Source organism: Pleomorphomonas sp. PLEO (assembly GCF_041320595.1).
Taxonomy (GTDB): domain Bacteria; phylum Pseudomonadota; class Alphaproteobacteria; order Rhizobiales; family Pleomorphomonadaceae; genus Pleomorphomonas.
This window is the reverse complement of sequence record NZ_CP166625.1, coordinates 3,167,243-3,190,715: the sequence shown is the minus strand read 5'-3', so window position 1 is coordinate 3,190,715 and position 23,473 is coordinate 3,167,243. Positions and strand designations below refer to the sequence as shown.

General features: G+C 62.0%; 21 protein-coding genes. 8 read left to right on the top strand and 13 right to left on the bottom strand.

The genetic code is table 11. The features are described 5' to 3' along the window. The first annotated feature begins 19 nt into the window (after positions 1-19). The 3 genes from AB6N07_RS14750 (at position 20) to AB6N07_RS14740 (ending at position 3,850) form a co-directional block, all read left to right on the top strand. The gene (locus tag AB6N07_RS14750; RefSeq protein WP_370673844.1) at positions 20-1,612 is read left to right on the top strand and encodes an MBL fold metallo-hydrolase; all 1,593 of its coding nucleotides are present in this window, start codon (positions 20-22) and stop codon (positions 1,610-1,612) included. Positions 1,613-1,651: 39 nt separating this feature from the next. Next, positions 1,652-2,509: a TOBE domain-containing protein gene (locus tag AB6N07_RS14745; protein ID WP_370673843.1), complete on the top strand. Its 858-nt coding sequence runs from the start codon at positions 1,652-1,654 to the stop codon at positions 2,507-2,509. A 171-nt stretch (positions 2,510-2,680) separates the two neighbouring features. Next, positions 2,681-3,850: an MFS transporter gene (locus AB6N07_RS14740; RefSeq protein WP_370673842.1), complete on the top strand. Its 1,170-nt coding sequence runs from the start codon at positions 2,681-2,683 to the stop codon at positions 3,848-3,850. 9 nt (positions 3,851-3,859) lie between these two features. On the opposite strand, the gene AB6N07_RS14735 is transcribed toward AB6N07_RS14740, so the two are convergent. The 3 genes from AB6N07_RS14735 to AB6N07_RS14725 all read right to left on the bottom strand — a co-directional run bounded on the left by AB6N07_RS14735 (position 3,860) and on the right by AB6N07_RS14725 (position 7,791). After that, the gene (locus AB6N07_RS14735) at positions 3,860-5,176 is read right to left on the bottom strand and encodes an RsmB/NOP family class I SAM-dependent RNA methyltransferase (protein ID WP_370673841.1); all 1,317 of its coding nucleotides are present in this window, start codon (positions 5,174-5,176) and stop codon (positions 3,860-3,862) included. A 120-nt stretch (positions 5,177-5,296) separates the two neighbouring features. Next, positions 5,297-6,802 (bottom strand): IMP dehydrogenase, encoded by a 1,506-nt coding sequence (gene guaB, locus AB6N07_RS14730; RefSeq protein ID WP_370673840.1) that lies wholly within the window; start codon positions 6,800-6,802, stop codon positions 5,297-5,299. A 260-nt stretch (positions 6,803-7,062) separates the two neighbouring features. Then, positions 7,063-7,791 (bottom strand): HAD family hydrolase, encoded by a 729-nt coding sequence (locus AB6N07_RS14725; RefSeq protein ID WP_370673839.1) that lies wholly within the window; start codon positions 7,789-7,791, stop codon positions 7,063-7,065. Positions 7,792-7,859: 68 nt separating this feature from the next. Between AB6N07_RS14725 and AB6N07_RS14720 the strand changes: the two genes are divergently transcribed. After that, positions 7,860-8,570: an HAD family hydrolase gene (locus AB6N07_RS14720; protein WP_370673838.1), complete on the top strand. Its 711-nt coding sequence runs from the start codon at positions 7,860-7,862 to the stop codon at positions 8,568-8,570. A 97-nt stretch (positions 8,571-8,667) separates the two neighbouring features. Continuing rightward, positions 8,668-9,501, top strand: coding sequence for a nucleoside triphosphate pyrophosphohydrolase (gene mazG, locus AB6N07_RS14715; protein WP_370673837.1), 834 nt, complete (start codon positions 8,668-8,670; stop codon positions 9,499-9,501). Between the two features lie 147 nt (positions 9,502-9,648). Here the strand turns inward: mazG and AB6N07_RS14710 are convergent, their stop codons facing one another. The 5 genes from AB6N07_RS14710 to AB6N07_RS14690 all read right to left on the bottom strand — a co-directional run bounded on the left by AB6N07_RS14710 (position 9,649) and on the right by AB6N07_RS14690 (position 12,783). Beyond that, a complete protein-coding gene (locus AB6N07_RS14710; RefSeq protein ID WP_370673836.1) occupies positions 9,649-9,804 on the bottom strand; it encodes a DUF3563 family protein in 156 nt (51 codons plus the stop codon). A 490-nt stretch (positions 9,805-10,294) separates the two neighbouring features. Next, complete coding sequence (locus tag AB6N07_RS14705; protein WP_370673835.1) at positions 10,295-10,450, bottom strand: DUF3563 family protein; 156 nt, start codon at positions 10,448-10,450, stop codon at positions 10,295-10,297. A gap of 308 nt (positions 10,451-10,758) precedes the next feature. Next, complete coding sequence (locus AB6N07_RS14700; protein WP_370673834.1) at positions 10,759-10,920, bottom strand: DUF3563 domain-containing protein; 162 nt, start codon at positions 10,918-10,920, stop codon at positions 10,759-10,761. 247 nt (positions 10,921-11,167) lie between these two features. After that, positions 11,168-11,995: an MBL fold metallo-hydrolase gene (locus AB6N07_RS14695; RefSeq protein WP_370673833.1), complete on the bottom strand. Its 828-nt coding sequence runs from the start codon at positions 11,993-11,995 to the stop codon at positions 11,168-11,170. Further along, positions 11,992-12,783: a TatD family hydrolase gene (locus AB6N07_RS14690; RefSeq protein ID WP_370673832.1), complete on the bottom strand. Its 792-nt coding sequence runs from the start codon at positions 12,781-12,783 to the stop codon at positions 11,992-11,994. The genes AB6N07_RS14695 and AB6N07_RS14690 overlap by 4 nt, the downstream gene beginning before the upstream one ends. Positions 12,784-13,163: 380 nt before the next feature. On the opposite strand from AB6N07_RS14690, the gene recG reads away from it, so the two are divergent. Then, positions 13,164-15,275 (top strand): ATP-dependent DNA helicase RecG, encoded by a 2,112-nt coding sequence (gene recG, locus AB6N07_RS14685; protein ID WP_370673831.1) that lies wholly within the window; start codon positions 13,164-13,166, stop codon positions 15,273-15,275. A gap of 13 nt (positions 15,276-15,288) precedes the next feature. Here recG and pcaQ read toward each other — a convergent pair whose 3' ends face one another. Next, positions 15,289-16,356, bottom strand: coding sequence for a pca operon transcription factor PcaQ (pcaQ, locus tag AB6N07_RS14680; RefSeq protein WP_370673830.1), 1,068 nt, complete (start codon positions 16,354-16,356; stop codon positions 15,289-15,291). A 13-nt stretch (positions 16,357-16,369) separates the two neighbouring features. On the opposite strand from pcaQ, the gene AB6N07_RS14675 reads away from it, so the two are divergent. Further along, positions 16,370-17,029 (top strand): DsbA family oxidoreductase, encoded by a 660-nt coding sequence (locus tag AB6N07_RS14675; RefSeq protein ID WP_370673829.1) that lies wholly within the window; start codon positions 16,370-16,372, stop codon positions 17,027-17,029. 54 nt (positions 17,030-17,083) lie between these two features. Here AB6N07_RS14675 and glpX read toward each other — a convergent pair whose 3' ends face one another. From glpX to AB6N07_RS14655, 4 genes are all read right to left on the bottom strand, one after another. Continuing rightward, entirely contained in the window at positions 17,084-18,070 is a 987-nt protein-coding gene (gene glpX / locus AB6N07_RS14670) for a class II fructose-bisphosphatase (protein ID WP_370673828.1), read from the bottom strand. 326 nt (positions 18,071-18,396) lie between these two features. Then, positions 18,397-19,713, bottom strand: a complete 1,317-nt coding sequence (locus AB6N07_RS14665) for a homoserine dehydrogenase (RefSeq protein ID WP_370673827.1) — start codon at positions 19,711-19,713, stop codon at positions 18,397-18,399. Positions 19,714-19,857: 144 nt separating this feature from the next. Beyond that, positions 19,858-21,087 carry an LL-diaminopimelate aminotransferase gene (locus AB6N07_RS14660; RefSeq protein ID WP_370673826.1) on the bottom strand — a complete coding sequence of 410 codons (1,230 nt, stop codon included), beginning with the start codon at positions 21,085-21,087 and terminating at the stop codon, positions 19,858-19,860. A 173-nt stretch (positions 21,088-21,260) separates the two neighbouring features. Next, a complete protein-coding gene (locus AB6N07_RS14655) occupies positions 21,261-22,001 on the bottom strand; it encodes a cytochrome c biogenesis CcdA family protein (protein ID WP_370673825.1) in 741 nt (246 codons plus the stop codon). 401 nt (positions 22,002-22,402) lie between these two features. Here AB6N07_RS14655 and AB6N07_RS14650 point away from each other — a divergent pair, with 401 nt between their 5' ends. Next, positions 22,403-23,440: a TRAP transporter substrate-binding protein gene (locus AB6N07_RS14650; protein ID WP_370673824.1), complete on the top strand. Its 1,038-nt coding sequence runs from the start codon at positions 22,403-22,405 to the stop codon at positions 23,438-23,440. Positions 23,441-23,473 lie beyond the last annotated feature (33 nt).

Here is a 23,473-nt window from a genome sequence, read left to right as displayed (position 1 = left end):
GTGTGTTCGAGGTGTCCTGATGCCCAGTCAGCCTGTCGTTACGTTCCACGGCGCGGCGGAGACCGTTACCGGCTCCTGCCATATGATCGAGTCCGGTGGACATCGAATATTGATCGACTGCGGCATGTTCCAGGGCTCCAAGACAGAGAAGGAACTCAACTACCGCGCCTTTCCTTTTGACCCACACGCTGTCGACGCGCTGATTTTGACGCACGCCCACATCGACCATTCCGGACTTGTGCCGAAACTCGTGAAGGACGGCTTCAAAGGTCCGATCTTCGCATCGGCGCCGACAATCGACCTCTGCAAGGTGATGCTGCCCGATTCCGCCCACATCCAGGAGATGGAAGTGGAGCAGCTCAACCGTCGCAACAAGCGGCGGGGCCGACAGTCCGTGACGCCGATCTACACGCTGCTCGACGCCCTGGAGGCGGTGAAGCAGATGCAGTCGACCGAACTCGGCGTGTGGCGAGAGGCGGCACCGGGCTTCCGCTTCCGTCTGTGGAACGCAGGCCACTTGCTCGGTTCGACGTCGGTCGAGGTGGAAGCGGCCAGCAATGACCGGTCTGTGCGTATTCTGTTTTCCGGCGATCTCGGGCCGGACAATAAGCTGCTGCAACCAGCCCCGGAGGCACCCGCCGGCTGGGATCACGTGGTGATGGAGTCGACCTACGGCAACACCGACCGCCAGGAAGTGACCGAGGCGCGTCGCCGGGCAGAACTACGCGCCGAGGTGCGGGCAGCGATCAATCCTGACGGGGTGCTGCTGATCCCGTCCTTTGCCGTCGAGCGTACGCAGGAACTTCTCGCCGACCTCGTCCATCTGTTCGAGACCGGCCAATTGCCACCCTGCCCGGTCATCATCGACTCCCCACTTGCCAACCGAGCGAGCCAGATCTTTCGCTCCTATGCTCGCGGCCTCGACAACGGCGACTTGTTGCTCCGCGCCTTCGCCTCGCCCCATGTGCGGTTCACCGAAAGCGTCGAGCAATCGATGGCACTCGATCAGATGCACGGATTCCACATTGTCATCTCGGCGTCGGGGATGTGCGAGGCCGGCCGTATCCGTCACCGGCTGCGCAACTGGCTGTGGCGGCCGGAGGCGACTGTGTTGCTAGTGGGCTATCAGGCGACAGGCACCCTCGGTCGCTTGCTGGCGGACGGCGCTCCGGAGATCCGCATGAAAGGCGAGCAGATCGACGTCCGCGCCCGCATCCGCAAACTCGACCTCTACAGCGGCCACGCTGACGGACCGGAACTTGCCGCCTGGCTCAGGAAACGAATGCCCGTGACGGGAACCGTGTTCATGGTTCATGGCGAGGAGAAAGCCATTGAAGGCCTCAGGGCGCGGCTTTCCGATAGCCTATCTCACGAGCACCTCATCGATCCGCACCTTGACGCCTCCTATCGACTCGGTCACGCCGCCGCCATCGAGATTGTCGATACGGCCAGAAAGCCGCGCATCGATCCGATGCAGGTTGGCCGCACCGACTGGCATAACGATTTCCAGAGCCTCCTCCTCGATATCCAGGCGGAAGTCGGCAAGGCGGCCGACGAGAAGACGCGTGCAAGAATCATTCGACGGCTCCGGGGTGCTCTCGCCGCGGAATAGCCAGGGGAGTTTCGCCCAATGCCGCGAGAGGCTAGAACAATGCCGCCGGTTCATCGTCGGCGTACCGGCCGGCCGGAGGTCGCCCGCAACAAGGAACGGTCAGCAATGCCGATCAATGCCTCGATCACTCTGAGGAGCGATGGTCCATCGTCGGTCAACGGCGATCGCATCCGTCTGCTGGAGGCGGTTGCCCGCGAGGGCAGCATCTCTGCCGGCGCCAAGGCGATCGGCATTACCTACAAGGCGGCCTGGGACTGGCTCGACGCCCTGGCCAACCTGTTTGGCCAACCGATGCTCGACACGCGCACCGGCGGCAAGGCCGGCGGCGGGGCCACCCTCACCCCGGCCGGGACCAAAGTGATCGAGGCCTATCGCCGCATGGAAGCGGAAATGGCCCGCGTGGTCCGAATGATCGAGCCGGATCTTGCCGGCAGTGGTATTTCCCCCCTCAACCTCTTCTCGGGCTTTTTCATGCGAACCTCGGCGCGCAACGTTCTTCGCGGTACCATCGTGTCCATCGATGCCGATACGCTCAATGCGGACGTCGGGGTGGCGGTGTCGAACGAAACCACCATCCACGCCACCGTCACCGCCGGCAGCCTCAAGGATCTAGGTCTGGTCGTTGGACGAGAGGCGGTCGTGCTGATCAAGGCGCCGTTCGTGATGATCGCTCCCGGGACCGAACCGCCCGCCGTTTCGGTTGCCAACCGTATCTCCGGCCGTATCGCCCGTATCGAGCGTGGCACGGTCAACGCCGAAGTGGTGCTGGATGTCGGTGGCGGCAAGTCGCTCACCGCTTCAATCACAGCCCGCTCGGCCGAGGCGCTGTCGCTTCAGGAGGGTGCTTCCGCCTGCGCTCTGTTCGACGCCAGTCATGTGATCATCGCCATAGACTGAAAGGCCACGAGCACACCGCCTTCCGTCTACTGACACATCTTGCCGAGCTCGTGGGCAATCATGGCGCCAACTCGCGTCCTTGCATTTGCCACGTCTGGCCAATGGCACGGATTGGCTGTAAATGTCCGATTGAATCGATTCTATAAGTGGCCCTTTTCGCGCGGTGATCCGATGACCCAAGTCCGCCTGATCATGTTGATCTTCTTCCTGGAGCCGCTCGTCTTTGGCAACTGGCTGTCGCGCATTCCTGAAGTACAGGCGGGCCTGGCTCTCCGCCCGGCGGAGTTGGCGCTAGCCCTGCTCGGCATGCCGATTTCCAACCTCCTGATCCTGCCCTTTGCCGGCCGGATCTGTGATGCCGTCGGTGCGCGCAACCTCCTGATCTGCTCATTCGCCGGCATGCTGCTGATCCTGACCTTGCCCGGTCTTGCCTTCAACATACCGTCGCTGTTCCTGATCCTTGCATCCTGCGGGGCGCTGCTGGCGCTGGCCGAACTGGCCATGAATGTCGAGGCGGCCCGCATAGAAGAGGAGGCTGGCAGGCTGATCATGAGCACCTGCCACGGGTTCTGGAGCGTCGGAATCGGCGTCGGCAGCTTCGTCGGGGCCACACTTGCCACCTTCGGGCTGACGGTCACCGGAGCACTGGTGCTGTCGGTGGTGATCGTGTTGCCGGTTGCGGTCTGGGCGGGCCTGCGGCTACCAGCGGTGGAACCGGTCAAGGCAGCGGACCACACGCCCTCGCCGTCCTTTTTCGCCATCCCGCCGAAAGCCTTGCTACTGGTCTGCCTATTCAGCATAGGGTTTGCCGTCACCGAAGGGTCGATGGGCGACTGGTCGGGCATCTTTCTGCGCGACGAGACGGGAACGCCGATCGCCATGCTCGGCTACGGATACGCCACCTTCGCCGCCCTGCTGTCGGCCGGCCGCTTCATGGGCGACGCGTTGCGCAAGCGCCTCGGCATGGTCGTGCTAGCGCGGCTCTGCGTGTCGATCGCCCTTGGTGGCGCCCTGCTGCTGTCCGTCGCCGACAATTTCTGGATGGGCGCCGCGGCCTTTGGCATGATCGGCCTCGGCATTTCCGTCGCCTTCCCGCTGGCAGTGACCGCCGCCATGACCACACCCGGCACGCCGGCAGGAAACGTCGCCATCCTCTCGGCGATCTACGTACTCGGCTTCCTGGCCGGCCCGCTGGTCATTGGCGGCCTGGCCGAATTCTTCGGCATCCGCATCGGCCTGATGTTCCTGATCCCTGTACTTTTGATCAGTCTTACGCTCACTGGTTCGCTCCGCCCCGGCGAGCGCAAGACAGCGGCGGCGACCGAACCGGCCGGCGCCTAAGCCTTCCCGTCAAGCCGCTCGGTTCAGGATGGCGACGAAGAAGCCATCCGTGCCGGTGAGCGCCGGCGTGAGACGCAGCATCGCCCCGTCGCGGCCCTCAAGGTGAAGACAAGCAAGGTCCGGCGCCGCCGTGCCGGTGACCGCCGAGAAAGCCGCCGCCGCGTCGCCGAGCCTGAAACCCGGCGTGCGAGACAGGAAAGCGGCGATCTGCTCTTCGTTTTCCTCGGGCAACACCGAGCATGTGATGTAGACGATGCGGCCGCCTGCCTTCACAAGCCGCACGGCGTTGTCGAGGACCGACGCCTGTTCCTTGAGGCGAATCTCGAGGGCGCCCGGAGCAAGGCGCCACTTGGCGTCCGGCCGACGACGCCAGGTGCCCGAGCCCGTACAGGGCGCATCGACCAAGACCAGATCGCTCTTGCCGGCGAGGTCGGCCAGCACATCCTGCTCGCGGCGCGGCTCGCGGATCTGGATGTTGCGGCTACCGGAGCGGTCAATGCGGTCGAGGATATCGCCGAACCGGCGTTTGTCGCTATCGTAGGCGTAGATCTGGCCGTGGTTACCGAGCGCCGCCGAAAGCGCCAACGTCTTGCCTCCGGCTCCCGCGCAGAGGTCGACCACCTGCCGGCCGCCACCGACGGCAGCGATCAACGCCGCCAGTTGGCTACCCTCATCCTGCACCTCGAACCAGCCTCTCTTGTAGGCGAGGTCGGATGAAACATGACCGGGCCGGAGGTCACCGTCGACCGCCGGGATACGGATGCCGACTGGCGACCATCGGCAAGGCTCTGCCTTGAGATGGGTAAGGCCCTCCAGCACCTGCTCCAGTCCGCTCTTCAGCGTGTTGACCCGCAGATCGACATCGGCGCGGCCAGCCAGCGCCTCACCTTCTTCCACCACACGGTCGCCGAAGGCGCGGGCAAGCGAGTTCGCCAGCCATTCGGGATAGTCGCCCTTCACCCAGTCGGGCGCATCGACCGGAACGGTTCCGGCAGACAGTACCGCGCGCTCGTCATCACTGAGCGCTGACGGCGCGAACTTGTCTTCGGCAAACAGGGTGTCCAGAGACGGTACGCTTCGCCCCCACAGGCGCACGGCGGCGGCGAGCGCCAGCGCACGCGGGTTATCGGACCCCATGATGGCAGAGAGCGACGCCTTGCGGCGCAGCACGTCGAACACCAGGTTGCCGATGGCGCTACGATCTTTCGAACCTGCGAAACGGTGGGCAAGTCCCCAGTCCTTCAGAGCATCCTGCACCGGGCGTCGCGTACGCTCGACATCTCCCAGCACCTCGATCGCCGCCGCGATCCTGCCACCGTCTCTCATAGCAATATCCTTCGGTTGCCCGTCCAATCGTGCTGCCGACATATGAATGAGACGGCCGCCGGGAGCAAGCCCGACGGCCGACCTATGGATTCGGCAGCGTGGTCTCGAAACTCAGGCGCCTTAGACAGCGCCGGGATAGTTCGGGCTCTCACGGGTGATGGTCACGTCGTGAGCATGGCTCTCGCGCATACCAGCCGAGGAGATGCGCACAAACTGGGCCTTCTCCTGCAGGTCGGGAATGGTCTTCGCCCCGACATACCCCATGGCAGCGCGAACACCGCCCACCAGTTGATGGACGACAGAACCGAGCGGTCCCTTGTAAGGCACCTGCCCCTCGATACCTTCCGGCACCAGCTTCAGCTGATCGCGCACTTCCGCCTGGAAATAGCGATCGGCCGAACCGCGCGACATGGCACCTACCGAGCCCATGCCACGATAGCTCTTGTAGCTGCGCCCCTGGTAGAGATAGACCTCGCCAGGGCTTTCATCGGTGCCGGCCAACAGCGATCCGATCATGCAGACGGTGGCGCCAGCGGCCAGCGCCTTGGCGCAGTCGCCCGAGAAGCGGATGCCGCCATCGGCGATCACCGGCACGCCGGCATCGCGGGCAGCCGAAACGCCTTCCATGATCGCGGTGAGCTGCGGCACACCGACACCGGCCACAATGCGCGTGGTGCAGATCGAACCCGGCCCGATACCAACCTTGACGGCGTCGGCACCGGCGTCGATCAGTGCCTTGGTGCCGTCGGCAGTCGCCACGTTGCCGGCGATGACCTGCACATGGTTGGAAAGCTTCTTCACCTTGGTGACGGCTTGCAGCACATATTCGGAATGGCCGTGGGCGGTATCGACCACTAGCACATCGACCCCGGCATCGATCAGCGCCTGCGAACGCTCATGCCCCTTGTCGCCGACGGTCGTGGCGGCGGCGACGCGCAGGCGCCCTTGGTCGTCCTTGGCGGCGTTGGGGTTGAGCCGCGCCTTCTCGATGTCCTTGACGGTGATCAGGCCGACGCACTGATAGGCTGAATCCACCACCAGCAGCTTCTCGATGCGGTGCTGGTGCAACAGGCGCTTGGCTTCGTCATGGCTGACGCCTTCGCGCACCGTGATGAGGTTCTCGCGCGTCATCAGTTCATAGACACGCTGATTGGGGTCGGAGGCAAAGCGAACGTCGCGATTGGTCAGAATGCCGACCAGACGACCATGGGTGCGGCCACCCTCGCCGGCATTCTCCACCACCGGAATACCCGAGATGTTATGCCCCTTCATAAGGTCGAGCGCTTCCTTCAGCGTCGCCTCCGGGCCGATGACCACCGGGTTGACCACCATGCCGCTCTCGAACTTCTTCACCTGCCGCACGTGCTCGGCCTGCGTCGCCACGTCCAGATTGCGATGAATGACGCCGATGCCTCCGGCCTGCGCCATGGCGATGGCAAGACGCGACTCGGTCACGGTGTCCATGGCCGACGAGATCAGCGGAATGTTCAGCTCGATGGAACGGGTGAGACGGGTGCGCATGTCGGTATCGGCCGGCAGCACCTCGGAATGACCCGGCATTAGCAATACGTCGTCGAAGGTCAGCGCGAACTCGCCACCTGCGGAAGGAACGAAGAATGAGGCCATGACCAACTCCTTGGGCTCGCGGGCGACGAAATGAAAATAGCCTGTCCGAAATCACGTCTGGCGCGACTCGAAGCAAGCGTTCATCACCGAATGAAGTTGGCGGTGGTCTCTACCACGGGCGCGGCGTTTGGCAAAGGCAAAAGCGCGACTTTGGTATACTTACGCGGAAGCGCTAACGGATGGCGGAGCCGCTTGAATCACTACGCGAAGGTAAGCACCAACTGCGGGAGGCGCCGGAATCGATATGCCAAAGGCCCGAATCAACACTTGAATATATCGCGATTGTCATTAATTTTTTCAATGACTTCCACGACTTTATGAATGTGTTGCTCGATGAAGAGACGTGGGTGGTCCACCGGCTCCTCGACGTGCTCGTAGGTCCATGTCAGGTCGTGCGGAATATGGACGGCAAACGCCCCGGCCTCCAGCGCCGGCAGGATGTCGGAACGCAATGAATTGCCCACCATCAGCGCCCTGTCAGGTCCATTGCCACGGGCCGTGAATACGCGGGCATACGTGGAGGCCGATTTATCCGAGACGATTTCCACGGCATGAAACAGCTCGGCGAGGCCAGATGCCGCGAGCTTGCGTTCCTGGTCGAACAGATCCCCCTTGGTAATCAGGATCAGCGGGTAGCGCGCCGATAGCGCCTCCAGCGTTTCGCGCACCTCCGGCAGCAGCTCTACGGGATGATTCAGCATCTCCCGTCCCATGGCCAGCACGCTGGCGATCACGGCCGGATCGAGTTGGCCGGCGCTGACCTCCAGCGCCGTTTCCATCATTGACAGCACGAATCCCTTGATGCCGAAGCCATAGACGGGAATGTTGCGTTTCTCGACGGCAAACAGCCGGTTCGACAGCGTCGCCCGATCGCCGAAGTCGGCCAGGAGATCAAGAAAGCGCCCCTCGGTGTCCCGAAAGAAACACTCGTTCTGCCAAAGCGTATCATCGGCATCGAAGCCGAGAGTGGTAACCGACGCCTGCGCCATGTATCCGCTCTCCAATGAATGTCGTCATTGCCAACGCGTGGCGCCCCGATTATCCGCAAGGACCCGATATGCCAATCCGAGCCGTTCTGTTCGATAAAGATGGGACCCTTCTCGACTATCACCTTACCTGGGGACCGATCAACGTCGCGGCCGCCGACATAGCCGCCGCTGGCGACCTCGACCTCGCCGACCGTCTCCTCACCCTCGGCGGCATGGACAGGTCGAGCATGGTGACCCGGCCCGGCAGCCTGCTCGCCGCCGCCCACACCGTCGAGATTGCCGCCGCTTGGGTAGAGGCTGGCAGCCCCCTCTCGCTTGAAACCCTCGCTAGCCGGCTCGATGCCCTGTTCACCGCGTCGGCCACAGGCTCGGTGCCGATCGGTGATCTCGACGCATGCTTTACATCACTCCGAGCGGCGGGCCTGACGCTCGGCATCGCCTCGTCGGACAACGAGGCATCCATCCGCTTGATGCTGGATCACCTCGGCCTCACCCATCACATCTCGTTTGTCGCCGGATATGACAGCGGCCATGGCGTAAAGCCCGGCCCCGGAATGGCGCTGGCCTTTGCCGCCGCGCTCGGCCTCCAGCCGTCGGAGATCGCCATCGTCGGCGACAACAGCCACGACATCGACATGGGCCGCAGCGCCGGTGCCGGTCTTGTCATCGGCGTCCTAAGTGGCACCAGCGACGCGGCGGTGCTTACGCCGATCGCCGATGCCTGCCTTGGCGACATCAGCGAACTCGCAGCTTTCCTCGCACCCCATACGGCCACCTGAAGCGCCAGCGATACCGCCAGTTTGGCGTTGACTCGACCCCCTACCCGCGCGAAGTGTCGCGCCACCCCTCCTGAACAAACAGCCAAGGAACCCTGCCATGCAGCCCGGCCGCGACATATCCGTCCTGATCGATATCATGGCTCGGCTGCGCACCCCGGAAACCGGTTGCGCCTGGGATCTCCAGCAAACCTTCGAGACCATCGCTCCCTACACCATCGAGGAAGCCTATGAGGTTGCCGAGGCGATTGCCCGTGGCGATCGACATGACATCTGCGACGAACTGGGCGACCTGCTGTTGCAAGTGGTGTTTCACGCCCGCATGGCAGAGGAAGAAGGCGCTTTCGCCTTCCCGGACGTGGTGGAAGCGGTGACCCGCAAGATGATCCGCCGCCATCCCCATGTGTTTGGACCGGCGGAAGCCCGGACCCCGCATCTCGTGAGGGGACTGTGGGAAAAGATCAAGGCGGAGGAAAAGGCTGAGAAAGCGGCACACCATGGCGGCGAGATCCCACAGGGCCTGCTGGACGCCGTATCGATCGCCATGCCGCCGATGCTGAGGGCGGTGAAGCTGCAACAAAAGGCGGGAACGGTCGGCTTCGATTGGAACGATCCCCGCGCCGTGCTCGCCAAGATCCGCGAAGAGCTCGACGAATTGGAGGCGGAGATGGACCACGCCGATAGCGGTGAGGTGGAAAAGGCCGAAGCGCGTACCGCCATCGAAGCCGAACTCGGCGACGTGCTGTTCGCCCTCGCCAATCTTGGCCGCCATCTCGATATCGACCCGGAAGCGGCTGTGCGGGCGACCAATGAGAAATTTAGGAAGCGGTTTGCCTACATCGAGCGGAAGCTCGACGAAGCCGGACGACGGCCGGAACAGGCGACCCTGGAGGAAATGGAAGCCCTCTGGCAGGAAGCGAAGACCGAGGCCTGATGGTCCGAATGACGCTTAAATAGCGAGAAACCCGGCGCGATGGCCGGGTTTCACAATCCTCTGGGGGCCGGACCATCTTGGAGCCTGCGGCTCGTGGTCCGGGGCAACTGGCGAGCGATCCCGATGACGGGATCGATATGGCGACGATCAGAAGCCGGCATTGCGGAACATCCCACGATCAACGGCGCGCTGACGGTATTCGAGGTCGATCCGGTCGGTGGCCTCGTTGAGATAGGCAAGCTCGCGTTCCGCCGAGGTGGAGGGGCGAAGGGCGCGGGCGGCCTTGCGGAGGTGAGTGAACATTTTATCTTCCTTTCGATCCACGAAGCGCCGGTTTTATTCAGGACCCAGCGATCCGTTCCTCTGTCCTGACACTGACTAAGATAATGTATTCTGTTCTTTGGACCAGTTCGAATGTTGCATGACGCTCATGCATCCCGCGAATTGGTCTCAACAGATTTTCTTTTGGCAGGCTTCAGAGAAACTTCATTCGACTTAGCGGCGCCGCAAATAACTTAACAAGCCATTAACATCACGGATCCGGTACGGCGGGCACCGCGCCCTGCCCCACGCAACCGAATGCACGGACGACCAGAGACGCGCCAAAGGATGAGAAAAGCCACTTGGAAATGAAAAAAGCGCCCGGGCGATCAAGCCGTTCGGGCGCTCGTCAGAAGGTCAGAAAATCCTAATGAGACCATTCCGGCGCTGAGGCCCACCGGTCAGCTCTCTTTCATTCTTCGCCGGCACCAAGCGCGCCAGCGATATTTTCTTTTTTCTTCAAAGCCTTATATCAGAGGCCAAGGTTCCGGTTACGACGGAACAGACCACGATCGACTTCACGCTGACGCAGTTCGAGATCGATGCGGTCACCAGCCTCATTGAGATAAGCCGTTTCGCGTTCGGAGGCGGTGACGGAGCGGAAGGCCTTCTTCAGGTTGGAAAACATAGCTGCATCCTTTCTCTGGGTGCCGCCGGATCATCTTCGTTCCAGCGTTCATTTCTTGCTCTTGCAGCCTAAGAATAGCTAGTTATGCGGACCGTACCAGCGCGTATACCGCAAAGCCGTCATGCGTCAAATGAGAACCGACTTGAAGAATAACTATGGATGCCCTTCAGATAAACTTTTGCGCCCGCAAGCAACAAGGCGCGATGAGCACAATATGACAAAAGCGCTCCGGCCGTTCTGGCCAGGGAGCGCTTGCGTCATACTCGTCTTGATTTTCCAGCCCGTTTCTCGGGCCGACGATCGGCGGCTTACAGGCCGAACGGGCCGCGCCGGAACAAGCCACGGTCGACTTCCCGCTGGCGATACTCAAGCTCGATACGGTCACCGGCAGCGCTCAGATATTGCATCTCACGCTCCTCTGTAGTGGGAACACGCAGAGCACGGGCGACCTTCTTCAGCGGACCAAACATGGCTTTGTATTCTCTCAACGATACGAACCGATGGCGATTTCGCGACCGCGACGGATGCGTCAGCGGCATCGCCTTGCCCGTTTATATATACTTTCGTCGTAGAGAGACCAAGATCAGCTACGCAAGCCAGCCATGCGAAAAGCCCGGAATCGCGACATTATTTCTTCATGATTGTTTCAGGCGAATTTAAGTGCGAGTCAAAAGTATGGCACGCCGCCCAATTCTTCGTAACGTCGCCACATTTGCGTCACGCAGCCGGATCGACCACCTTGCCGGCCTCTAACACCATGCCATCGAAGGACGGCACGACACCGGCCGGAAGATCGGCGACCAAGGTGCGGTAGTCGAGATCATGATGCATGTGGGTAAGGACGATCAGCTTCGCGCCGGTGCGATGGCCAGCTTCAATCGCCTGATCGACCGAGAAATGACTGACGTGTGGCCGATAGCGCAACGCGTCGACGATGAACACGTCGATACCGTCAATCAGCGGCCAGCTTTCGTCGGGAATGGAGCTGACATCGGACGAATAGGCCAGCGCGCCGAAGCGATAGCCGATGCTGTTGATATCGCCATGCGTCTGCACGTAGGGCATCACCTCGATGGAACCACCCTTACCTTCGATCGAGAAGGCTTCCCCCGCGACGACCCTATGCTCGGTGACGATGGGAGGATAGCCGGACCCCAGCGGCGTCTCGAAACAATAGCCGAAGGCTTCCTTCAGCCGGGTCGCCGTCTCCTCGTCGGCGTAGATTGGCACGCGGTGACCGCTGTTGTGAAAGAACTGGCGGAGCTCGTCGATGCCGTGGATATGATCGGCATGCGAGTGGGTGTACAGCACCGCGTCGGCCTCGCCGACATCCGCTCGCAGAACCTGCTCGCGAAAATCCGGGCCGGTGTCGACAATAATGCGGGTGATCCCACCGTCCGCGCTGAACCGCTCGACCATCAGCGACGACCGTAGACGCCGGTTGCGCGGCTCTTTGGGATCGCAAGCGCCCCAATCGTTGCCGATGCGCGGCACGCCAGGCGAGGCGCCGCAGCCGAGGACGGTGAAACGCATGCGTTCGGTCATGATGCGAACGCCTCGCGCGGTACTTTGGCGAACAGACGGGCGAAATTGGCGGTCGTCGCCGCCGCCATCTCCTCCGGCGTAACGCCCTTCACTTCGGCGAGCACCTTGGCCGTATGCGCCACGTAGGCCGGCTCGTTGCGCTTACCACGCCAAGGCAGCGGCGCCAGATAAGGCGCATCGGTTTCGACCAGAAGGCGGTCGTCCGGCACGTCGCGGGCGATGGCGCGGAGATCATCGGAGCGCTTGAACGTCAGGATGCCGGAAAAGGAGAAGAAGGCGCCAAGCGCCCTTGCCCGCTCCATCAGCTCGCGACCGGATGAGAAGCAGTGCAGGAGAATCGGAAAGGCCCCCTTCGCCGACTCCTCTTCCAAAATAGTGGCCATGTCGGCGTCGGCGTCGCGCGAATGAATGCAGATCGGCAGGCCGGTGATCCGGGCCGCCGCGATATGGCGGCGGAAAACCTCTGCCTGCACATCGCGCGGCGAGGAATCATAGAAATAGTCGAGTCCGGCCTCGCCAATACCGATTACCTTGGAATGACCGGCGAGCTCCACCAGCTCGGCAACGGCAATTTCCGCTTCCTTCTCCGCTTCGTGCGGATGGGTGCCAACCGTGCAATAGACCTGTGGGTGCGCCTCTGCGATGGCCCGGACCTTGCTAAAATCGCGGACGCGCGTGCCGATGGTCACCATGAGCCGCACATCGGCCGCCGCCGCGCGGGCGATCAGCGCGTCCGTTTCGCCGGCGAAATCAGGAAAATCTAGGTGGCAATGGCTGTCGACGATCATTGTATCTGAACGCTAAAAAAGACGAGGGGATGTTTCGACATAGCCGCTGACCGCTCCGCTGTCGAGCATCGGCGGCGGTTGAGCTGATACGCGCACCGCGCCGGTCGTCACAAAACTCTCACCTGCGGCAGCTAGAGAAACTGTGGTCGCGGCATTCATTCAGCCGCTCAGCCGTAGATTAGAGATTAGGATATTGAAGAGCCGCCGGCCATTTCGTCGGCCAGATTTCCGGACGCCCTCGGGCGTCCGTCTTTTTTTCGGGATGCCGGTTGAGCCTGTCCCTCTGAAAGGACACAGCCTTTGGGGACGTTCATTTTCCCAGAATTCTCCTATCCGAAAAGTCTGCAACTTTTTGGGCGGATGCCATAACATCCCGCGCCATGCGTCCCGATCTCCTCAATCCGCTTTTTCAGCCACTCACCTCGCTTCCCGGCGTTGGCCCGCGCACAGCGCCCAAGCTGGAGAAACTGCTCGGCCCCGGCGGCGAGGCGGCACGCGGTGCCGTGGTACTCGACCTCCTGTTCCACATCCCGACCGGGGTCATTGATCGGAGTCATGAGGCTCTGATCGAATCGGCACCGGAGGGGGCGATCGTTACGCTGCGGGTCCATGTTGACCGACATCGTCCGACGCCCGCGCAGTCGCGGGCGCCCTACCGCATCGCCGTCCACGATGAGAGTGGCGAACTCACCGTCACCTACTTCCGCGCCGACAAAGGCTGGCTGGAGAAACTCTATCCGGTCGGAGAAACGGTGCTGATCTCCGGCCGCATCGAGCGCTTCAACGGCGCGCCACAGATGACCCATCCCGACCATGTGGTGCTTGAGGCCGAGGCGGACAAACTGCCACGTATCGAGCCGGTCTACCCGATGACCGAGGGTGTAGGCGGCCGATTGCTCGCCCGTCTGGCCGATGCGGCGCTCGCTCACTTGCCTGCATTGCCGGAATGGCTCGACGATGCGCATCGCCGCCGTGAAGGCTGGCCGTCCTTTGCCGAGGCCCTACGGTATCTGCACAAGCCTGAAGCTGCCGAGGAGACCGACGAGCCAAGCCCTGCCCTTGCCCGCCTCGCCTATGATGAACTGCTCGCCAACCAGTTGGCCTTAGCCCTCGTAAGGCGCCAGCTCAAAGGCACGGTCAACCGGCCGAGCCTGCCCAACGGCAACATCGCCGGTCGCCTTCGCGATGCCCTGCCCTTTCGTCTCACAAGTTCTCAGGACTCCGCCATCATCGACGTGGTCGCCGACCTTTCGGCGCCGTCACGCATGGTGCGGCTCATCCAGGGCGATGTTGGGTCGGGAAAGACCATGGTGGCCCTGTTTGCCGCGGCAGCGGCCGTAGAGGCCGGTGGGCAGGTGGCGATGATGGCGCCGACCGAACTACTCGCCCGCCAGCACGCCCATTCCATGGCCAACCTGGCCGAAACGGCAGGCCTCAGGCTCGCCCTTCTGACCGGCGGCGACCGAGCGAAAAGCCGACGCGAGACGCTGGAACGGATTGCCGCCGGCGAGGTCGACGTCGTCGTCGGCACTCACGCGCTGTTCCAGTCGGCGGTGGAATTCCGCAACCTGACGCTGGCCGTCGTCGATGAACAGCACCGCTTCGGCGTCCATCAACGGCTGGCGCTGTCGGCCAAGGGACCGACCACCGACCTTCTCGTCATGACGGCGACGCCCATTCCGCGCACGCTGATGCTTGCCTATTTCGGCGACATGGACGTCTCTCGCCTGACCGAAAAGCCGGCCGGCCGCAAACCGATCGCCACCGTCACCGTGCCGCAAGAGCGCATCGGCGAAATCGTCGAGCGCATCACCTCGGCTATCCGGTTGGAAGGCGCCAAGATCTACTGGGTGTGCCCGCTGGTTGAAGAGAGCGAAAGCATCGATCTGGCCGCCGCGGAGGAGCGCTACGCCGATCTCAGACAGTACTTTGGTGACGACGTGGCCCTCGTCCACGGCCGCATGAAGGCAGTCGAAAAGGACGCCGCCATGGCTCGCTTCAAGAGCGGTGAGGCGCACATCCTGGTGGCCACCACGGTGATCGAGGTGGGGGTCGACGTCCCGGACGCCACCGTCATGGTCATCGAGCATGCCGAGCGCTTCGGCCTGGCCCAACTTCACCAGTTGCGCGGCCGAGTCGGGCGTGGCGAAAAGTCGTCAGCCTGCGTACTGCTCTACAAAGGGCCGCTCGGCGAAACGGCCAAAGCCCGGCTGACTGTCATGCGCGACACAGAAGACGGTTTCCGCATCGCGGAAGAAGACCTGAAGCTGAGGGGCGGCGGTGAGCTCCTGGGTACCCGGCAAAGCGGCATGCCCGGTTTTCGCTTCGTAAGGGCCGAACATCACGGCGCGCTGATGGAAACGGCGCGCGATGACGCGTCGCTGCTGCTCGCCCGCGACGCCGGCCTCGCCGGCTCACGCGGAGAGGCCTTGCGGCTGCTGCTTTACCTTTTCGGCCGCGACGAGGCTGTGCGGTTGATCCGCGCCGGTTAACCCCGCCAAAGCGTCAATGCTCCCCCTCGGCCCGCACTTCGCCTGCCACCTCGCGGATGGCCGCCATCATCAGCTCGGCGCCCAGCGCAAGAGGCACGCCTGAGCGAACGATGAGCCCCAGCGGCCCAAAGGTATCGGACGTATCGACCGGCAACTCGCGCAGCGTGCCGGCCACAAGATCGCCGACCACCTCGCCATAATGGGCGATCCAGATGGCATCGCTACCGATAGCGAATCTCCGACCGAATACCGTCGACACCGTATCGATGTGTCGAAGCCGCGGCCCAACCGCGAGGCGGATCAGGAGTTCGACGGCATGGTCGTGGATGATCGAACCCGGCGGCGGCACCACGACGACATAATCGGACAGGCGACCCAGCTTGGCCCCTTGAGCGAACAATGGATGTTCCCGACGCGCCACCACCGCGACGCGCTCGGTGTAGAGATGCTCGAAGGCAAGGCCGACCATGTCCGAGGGCGAGCCCATGCGTCCCAGCGCAAAATCCAGTTCGCCACCCCGCAATTGATTGAGAATGGACACGTTATCGGCGGTTATGATCTGCGGTGTCGTTCCAATGCTGACACTGAGAAAACGCGACACTGCCTCCGGCAGAACACGCGACGACGCCGAAGCGAGCGCCCCAACCCGAACGATGGATGCACCTTGTTGTAGCGCCAGCTCGACCGATTCGACGCCTTGGCGCAGCGCGGCGATCGATGCACTGGCAAAGCGCAGGAATACCTCGCCATAATAGGAAAGCACCACCGAACGGTGGCTGCGATCGAACAGCTCCACCCCGAGAATTTCCTCGAGTTCGCGGATGGTTTTCGACACCGCCGGTTGGCTGATGGACAGCGACACCGCCGCCTTGCCAATGCTTTTCAGGCGGGCGACTTCCACGAAAGAACTCAGATGCCTATGCTTGATACGGTTCTCAATCACGTCGGGCCCTCTATAACCGGCCGTTATGTAACGGGGTGCACCGCTCCTCTGCCATGAAACATTGGTCGAGTCCGTGTCCGCCCTCGTCCGTAATCGGTGGTAGGGTGGCCGGAATGCCACCACCCCACAGGCAATCATTCGAGGAGTGCCTATGCAGAAAGCCAAGCTCCAACTCGACGTCATCGTCGATGTCGTCTGTCCCTGGTGCTTCCTTGGCAAGCGCCGGCTCGACGCGGCGATCGCCGACCTCGACGATCTCGACATCGAGGTCCGCTATCGGCCGTTCCAACTCGATCCGACCATTCCGGCCGAGGGCGTCGATCGCGAGGAATACATCATCGGAAAATTCGGCAGCGCGGACGCACTGGATGAGGCACACGCCCGGCTTTTCGATCTCGGCACCGACGTCGGTATCAGCTACGCCTTCGATCTGATCGAGAAGACACCCAATACGCTCAATGCCCATCGCCTCGTCCGTTGGGCGGCCGCCGAAGGACTGGGCGATGCCATGTTGGAGCGATTGTTCTCGCTGTTCTTCGAAGAAGGCGGCGACCTTACCCAAGCCGATACGCTGATCGCCGCCGCCGAACAGGTGGGCCTCGACGGCGACGAGGTGACCATGAAGCTAGAGGACAGCGCGGACCTCGACGTGGTCAAGGCTGAGATCGCTCATGCCAGCCATATTGGCATTACCGGCGTGCCGACCGTCGTAGTCGAGAACAAGTTTGCAATCTCCGGCGCCCAGACATCGGAGGTGCTGGTCGATGCCCTGCGCCGGATCGCATCCGAACTGGGCGCGACAAAAGGCTGAATTGACGAAGGGGCGCCCCACCGGAGCGCCCCTTTCCAGCAACGGTTCGAATGTTCAGATGGCGTCGACCTTATCGCGGTCGATGTGCTCGGCCTTGATGCGACGGACCGTGCCCGTCCAGGAACGCATGACCACCGTGTCGGTAATGATTTTGCCACCCTTGAAGCGCACGCCGTCGAGCAGATTGCCCTTGGTGACGCCGGTGGCGGCAAACAGCACGTCGCCCTGCGCCATCTCTTCCATGCTGTACTTCTTGGTGACGTCCTCGATGCCCATGCGTCGAGCACGCTCGATCTGATCGGGGCGGTTGATCATCAGCCGTCCCTGCATCTGGCCGCCGAGGCAGCGCAACGCCGCCGCCGCGAGCACGCCCTCCGGTGCCCCACCGACACCAAGATAGATGTCGATGCTGGTCTCCTCGGAGTCGGTGGTCTGGATGATGCCGGCGATATCACCATCACCGATCAGGCGAATGGAAGCTCCAAGCCCACGCACCTCGTCGATCAACCGGGCATGGCGCGGCCGGTCGAGGATGCAAGCCGTGATCGCCGATACCGGCACGCCCTTGGCTTTGGCCAGGGCCCTGATGTTTTCAGTCGGCGTGGCATCGAGATCGACCACGCCAGCCGGAAATCCGGGGCCGATGGCGATCTTGTCCATGTAGACGTCCGGCGCGTTCAGCAACCCACCCTGCTCGGCGATCGCTATGCACGCTAGAGAATTGGTCTGGTTCTTGGCACACATCGATGTGCCTTCGAGCGGGTCGACGGCGATGTCGACCCGTGGCCCCTTTCCGGTGCCCACTTCTTCGCCGATGTAGAGCATCGGCGCTTCGTCGCGCTCTCCCTCGCCGATCATGATCGTGCCCTGAACAGGCAACTGGTTAAGCTCGGATCGCATGGCGTCGACGGCCGCCTGATCGGCAGCGCGCTCGTCTCCATGACCCCGCTGACGGGCGGCGGCCATGGCCGTACGTTCGGTAACCCGAACAACCTCCAGGGTTAGAATACGATCAAGAGAATTGGAGAACTTTTGCGACATGAAACAACCCGCGGTTCGGACAGCCGACCGAATTCGTCGCTGCGGCCAGTGGAGGTCTTGGGAGCCGCGCGCGAACGGGGAGGAAACCCGGTCGATACCTTATCGAGGTAGGAAGAACCGACGATAGAGGTCAATGCGCCATAGGACGCAATACGGATATTCCGCGCGCGGATTAACCATGCGGTTATGAGGCGGCAGTGCACATACTTGGCGAAATACCGCCACTTACCGAGACCGGCCGCCTGTTTAACCATTAGACATGCAAAAAGTCGATAGCAGCATTCCGATAGTGGGACCTGGAAATTAACGCTGCCCCGACAGGAGCCCTACAGGCTTTCGATGCGGATCAGCGTCGGCTTCTCTGCGATATGACCAGCCGCCTCGATGGCCGCGAGCGCGGCGCGGATTTCCGTCTCGCGCGTGGCATAGGTGATGAGCACCACCGGCTGCGGTGCACCAGTATGGCCGGCGGCATCGTCGTCGACCGAGCGTCGATGCTGAACGATGGATTCGAGCGAGATGTCGCGATCGGCCATGCTCTTGGCGATGCCGGCGAAGGCGCCGGGCCGGTCGTAGACGGAAAGGCGCACGTAGTAACCGCCCTTGTGTGCCTGAATCTCGGCCTTTTGGTAAGGCATGAGTTCGTTCACCGGCAATCCGAATACCGGGGTCCGATGGCCGCGCGCGGCATCGACGATGTCGGCGATCACCGATGATGCCGTGGCGTTGCCACCGGCGCCGGGACCAACCAGCACCACCTCGCCGAGCGCATCGCCGTCGAAAGCGACGGCATTGAGAACGCCGGACGTCTGCGCCACCACCGATTTCTTGGGGACCATGGCCGGATTGACTCGTGCTTCAATGCCGCTGTCGGTCCGGCGTGCCACGCCCAGAAGCTTGATGCGGTAGCCCAGTTCCTCGGCCGCCTTGATATCGTCGAGCGAAATCGAGGTGATGCCCTCGACATAAATGGCGTCCGCGTCGAGTTCCGTGCCAAAGGCAAGGCTCGTCAGGATGGCGAGCTTGTGGGCGGTGTCGAAGCCGCCAACGTCGAAGGTCGGGTCGGCCTCGGCATAACCCAGCCGCTGCGCTTCGGCGAGACAGGTCTCGAAGGACAGATGCTCCTTCTCCATCCGGGTCAGGATGTAGTTGCAGGTGCCGTTCAAAATGCCGACGATGCCGGTGACGGTATTGCCGGCAAGGCTTTCCTTGAGCGTCTTGATCACCGGAATACCGCCGGCTACCGCTGCCTCGAACCCTATCGAAAGGCCGGCCGCTTCCGCGAGCCGGGCGAGTTCGACGCCATGCCGGGCAAGCAGCGCTTTATTGGCGGTGATCACCGGCTTGCCGGCGGCAAGCGCCGAGCGCACCACATTTTCGGCGGCGCCGGATGCACCGCCGATCAGTTCGATCACCACGTCGACGTTCGGATCAGCAACCATGGCCACCGGATCGTCGTACCAGGCAAACCCGCTCACGTTGATGCCTCGATCGCGGTTGCGGTCACGCGCCGACACGGCCGTGATCGCCACCGGCCGACCGGCTCTCAGCGTCAGCGAGCTGAGATTGGACTGGACGATGCGAACGACGGACGCGCCGACGGTCCCGAGACCGGCGATGCCAAGGCGAAGCGGTTTACCCATGGTGCTTTCCGAAACTCTCTGTCTGCCAGAGCATTTCCGGAGAACGGATTCGCCGGAAATGCTCTATCTATTTGTTCTCATGCAATTCCTGTCGCAAAGCCGCGATACACCTTTGCCGAAATTGCTCTGGAGGGCCGAAGCGGATCAGCTGGTATGGCTGATCGGTGCATAGTTATGCATGGTTTCGTCGGCCGTGTCGAAGAATCGACGGAGCCCGCGCGCCGCTTGCCGAATGCGCTGCTCGTTCTCGACGAGGGCGATACGGACGTAATCGTCGCCCTGCTCTCCGAAACCAACGCCGGGCGCGACGGCGACTTCCGCCTTCTCAATCAGCAGCTTGGAGAACTCCAAACTGCCGAGCGATTTGAACCGCTCCGGCAACGGCGCCCAGGCGAACATCGAAGCGCGCGGCACGGGAATATCCCAACCGGCCCGACCGAAGCTCTCCACCATGACATCGCGGCGACGCTTATAGGTCTGGCGCACCTCTTCGATATGAACGTCGGCATCCGGATCGTTGAGAGCGGCCGTCGCGGCCACCTGAATGGGCGTGAAGGCGCCGTAATCGAGATAGGACTTGACGCGCGCCAACGCGGCGATCAGCCGCTCGTTGCCCACGGCAAAGCCCATGCGCCAGCCAGCCATGGAGAAGGTCTTGGACATCGACGTGAACTCGACGCAGACATCCATGGCACCCGGCGCCTGTAGTATCGATGGCGGAGGAACGCCATCGAAATATATCTCCGAATAGGCCAGATCGGAGAGCACGAACACCTCGTGCTTGCGTGCGAAGGCCACCACGTCCTTGTAGAAGTCGAGTTCGACCACCTCGGCCGTCGGATTCGACGGATAGCAGAGCACAAGCGCGAGCGGCTTCGGGATGGAGTGCGTCACAGCCCGTTCAAGCGCATGGAAAAATTCCGGCCCCGGCGTCACCGGCACCGAGCGGATGACGCCACCGACCATCAGAAAGCCGAAGGCGTGGATCGGATAGGAGGGATTGGGGCAGAGGATGACATCGCCGGGCGCGGTGATGGCCTGCGCCATGTTGGCAAAGCCCTCCTTGGAACCCAGCGTCGCCACGATCTGCGTATCGGGGTTGAGCTTCACGCCGAAGCGGCGGGCGTAGTAGGCCGCCTGCGCTTTCCGAAGGCCGCCAATGCCGCGCGAAGCGGAATAGCCGTGCGTATCGGGCCGCTGCACCGTTTCTATCAGCTTGTCGACAACGTGACGCGCGGTGGGCAGATCAGGATTGCCCATGCCGAGGTCGACAATATCTGCGCCCGAAGCTCGCGCGGCAGCCTTGAGCCGGTTGACCTGCTCGAAGACATACGGCGGGAGGCGCTTGATCTTGTGGAACTCGTTATTGCTCATGGGGTTGACCTCGGTATGGTCGTTGAAGTCGGCGGTTTTCGCCCCGCGCCGACAGGCGGGTCTGTGCTTCTAGATCAAATACGGGCGGTGGGGAAAGTGGCTTTTGGCCGGTCATCGACCGATCTCTCCAAAAAGCCGCCGCTGTTGCCGCCCTGCCCCTGCCTGGAACGGTTTCAACCGATCGTGGAGAGAGCCGGGAAGTTTTCTAAAAGCCAGAACGACGCGCGCTGCATGCCGCCTGACAGGAACAGCGCGCCGGTGATAACCAGCACGCCGCCCATAGCTCGCTCGACCAACGGAAAATGGCAGCGGAAACGGCGCATGAACAGCACGAAACGAGCCGCGAACAGCGCGGCGATCAGGAAAGGAACCCCGAGACCAAGGGAATAGACGGCGAGCAGCAACGCGCCGTCACCGACGGTATCGCGGCTACCGGCGACCGACAGGATGGTGGCGAGCACCGGACCGATGCACGGCGTCCAGCCGAACGCAAAAGCGAGCCCGAGCAAAAACGCTCCGCCCAGGCCAGCCTTGGCCTGGAAATGATGAAAGCGAGCCTCGCGATAGAACAGCGCCACCCGAAACAGCCCCAGAAAATGCAGCCCCATCAAGACGATGAACGCACCGGCCACGATTCCGAGAACTTCCGACCATTGTCGAAGAAGCTGACCGAACACCGAAGCGGTGGCTCCAAGGGCTACGAAGACGCAGGTAAAGCCAAAGACGAATGACAGCGCCACCTCAGCGACGCGCCGTTTGGCGGCGAGATGGCTCATCTCCTCGCCGGTCAATTCCTCGATCGACGCGCCGGTCAGGAACCCGAGATAGGGCGGAACGAGCGGCAGCACGCAGGGGCTCACAAACGAGAGCAGTCCAGCGCCGAATGCTGCGATCAGGGTTACGTTCGCGTCCATGTGGCCTCTACCAATCGGGCATCGACTGATACTCGATTTCCTCTGGTCATGCGAGGCAGGTTTTCCTGCGGGCCATCAATTCGTCGCGAAGCCCGAACGGGTCGAGCCTCCCCGTCGAATACGTAAATATCCACAAACACAGAAGGTTCTACAGGTAGAAACCATATACCACCGATTGAGCCGACGGATGTTTCTCAGACTTCCTCTCCTCCGAAAGGCGTCGATATCGCCACGTGCCAAGGGCGAAAATCAAAACGGAGTTGATTTTCTGCGCGAAACGACGTCTCCTGGCGTATTAGCGAGGACGCATTACTGCATGCTGGCAGGTTAACCGTTATCTAGCAATCTACGCATATGTTGGTCAGCCTTTAGCAGATGGTTGTGTGCGTTCGGGGGAGCGAATGATCAGACTGTTGGTGATCGCTGGACTGGCATTAACCGCCAGCCTCGCGACGTTTGCATTTGCAAACGGCGCAACAGTGATCCACGTCGCCAGCACTTTCCCCATGTCGATGCCGCTATTCTCCGAAGCGACGGGCCGCCTGAGCGAAGAAGTGGACAGCCTGACCGACGGCGAAGTCAAACTTGTGTTTCACGTCCCGGGCGACTTGGCGCCGACCTCCGATACAATGGATCGCGTTAGCGCCGGCAAGATCGAGGCCGCTTGGTCGACAGCAGGCCAATTCGCCGGACACGACAGCGCATTCGAACTGCTGAGTTCCATTCCCTTCGGGCCGGATACCGTCGAATACATGGCCTGGCTGTTCGAGGGGGGCGGACTTACCCTATCTCGTGATCTATTCTCAAGTTACGGCATCTATAACGTACCTTGCATGGTGCTTCCGCCAGAAGGGGCCGGTTGGTTTTCGAAGGAAATCCGCAGCGCTGACGACCTGAAGGGTCTGAAAATCCGATTCTTCGGCCTCGGCGGTCGAGTTCTTGCCCGGCTCGGCGCCAACGTGGTGCAAATATCGCCCAGCGATATCGTTGATGCCATTAAAAAAGGCGACATCGAAGCGGCCGAATACTCGCTTCCGTCCATGGACTTGACGCTTGGCCTTCAAAATGTTGCAAAATACTATTATTTTCCAGGTTGGCATCAACCCTCTACCCTCTTCGAGCTTTACTTCAGCGACGCGACATGGCGCGCGCTGACGACAAAGCAGCAGGAGACGATTGAAACTGTCTGCGCCGCGGTCATGCGCGACACTATTGGCCGGGCAGAAAAGATGCAGATGGACGCGCTTGATGACATCAAGAAGCGAGGCATCAAGCTCCGTCGATGGTCACCCGATCTCCTGCTTACTTTCGAAGCCGCGTGGAGATCTGTCGCTGACGAGGAGATGGCAACCAGCCCGAGATTCGCGGAGATTTATAAGTCTTACGAGCGGTTTCATACCAACTACGGATTTTGGAAGCGTTTCAGTTATCTTCACTGAGGTCGCCCGAGCACTCGACAGGAGCCCCCGAGA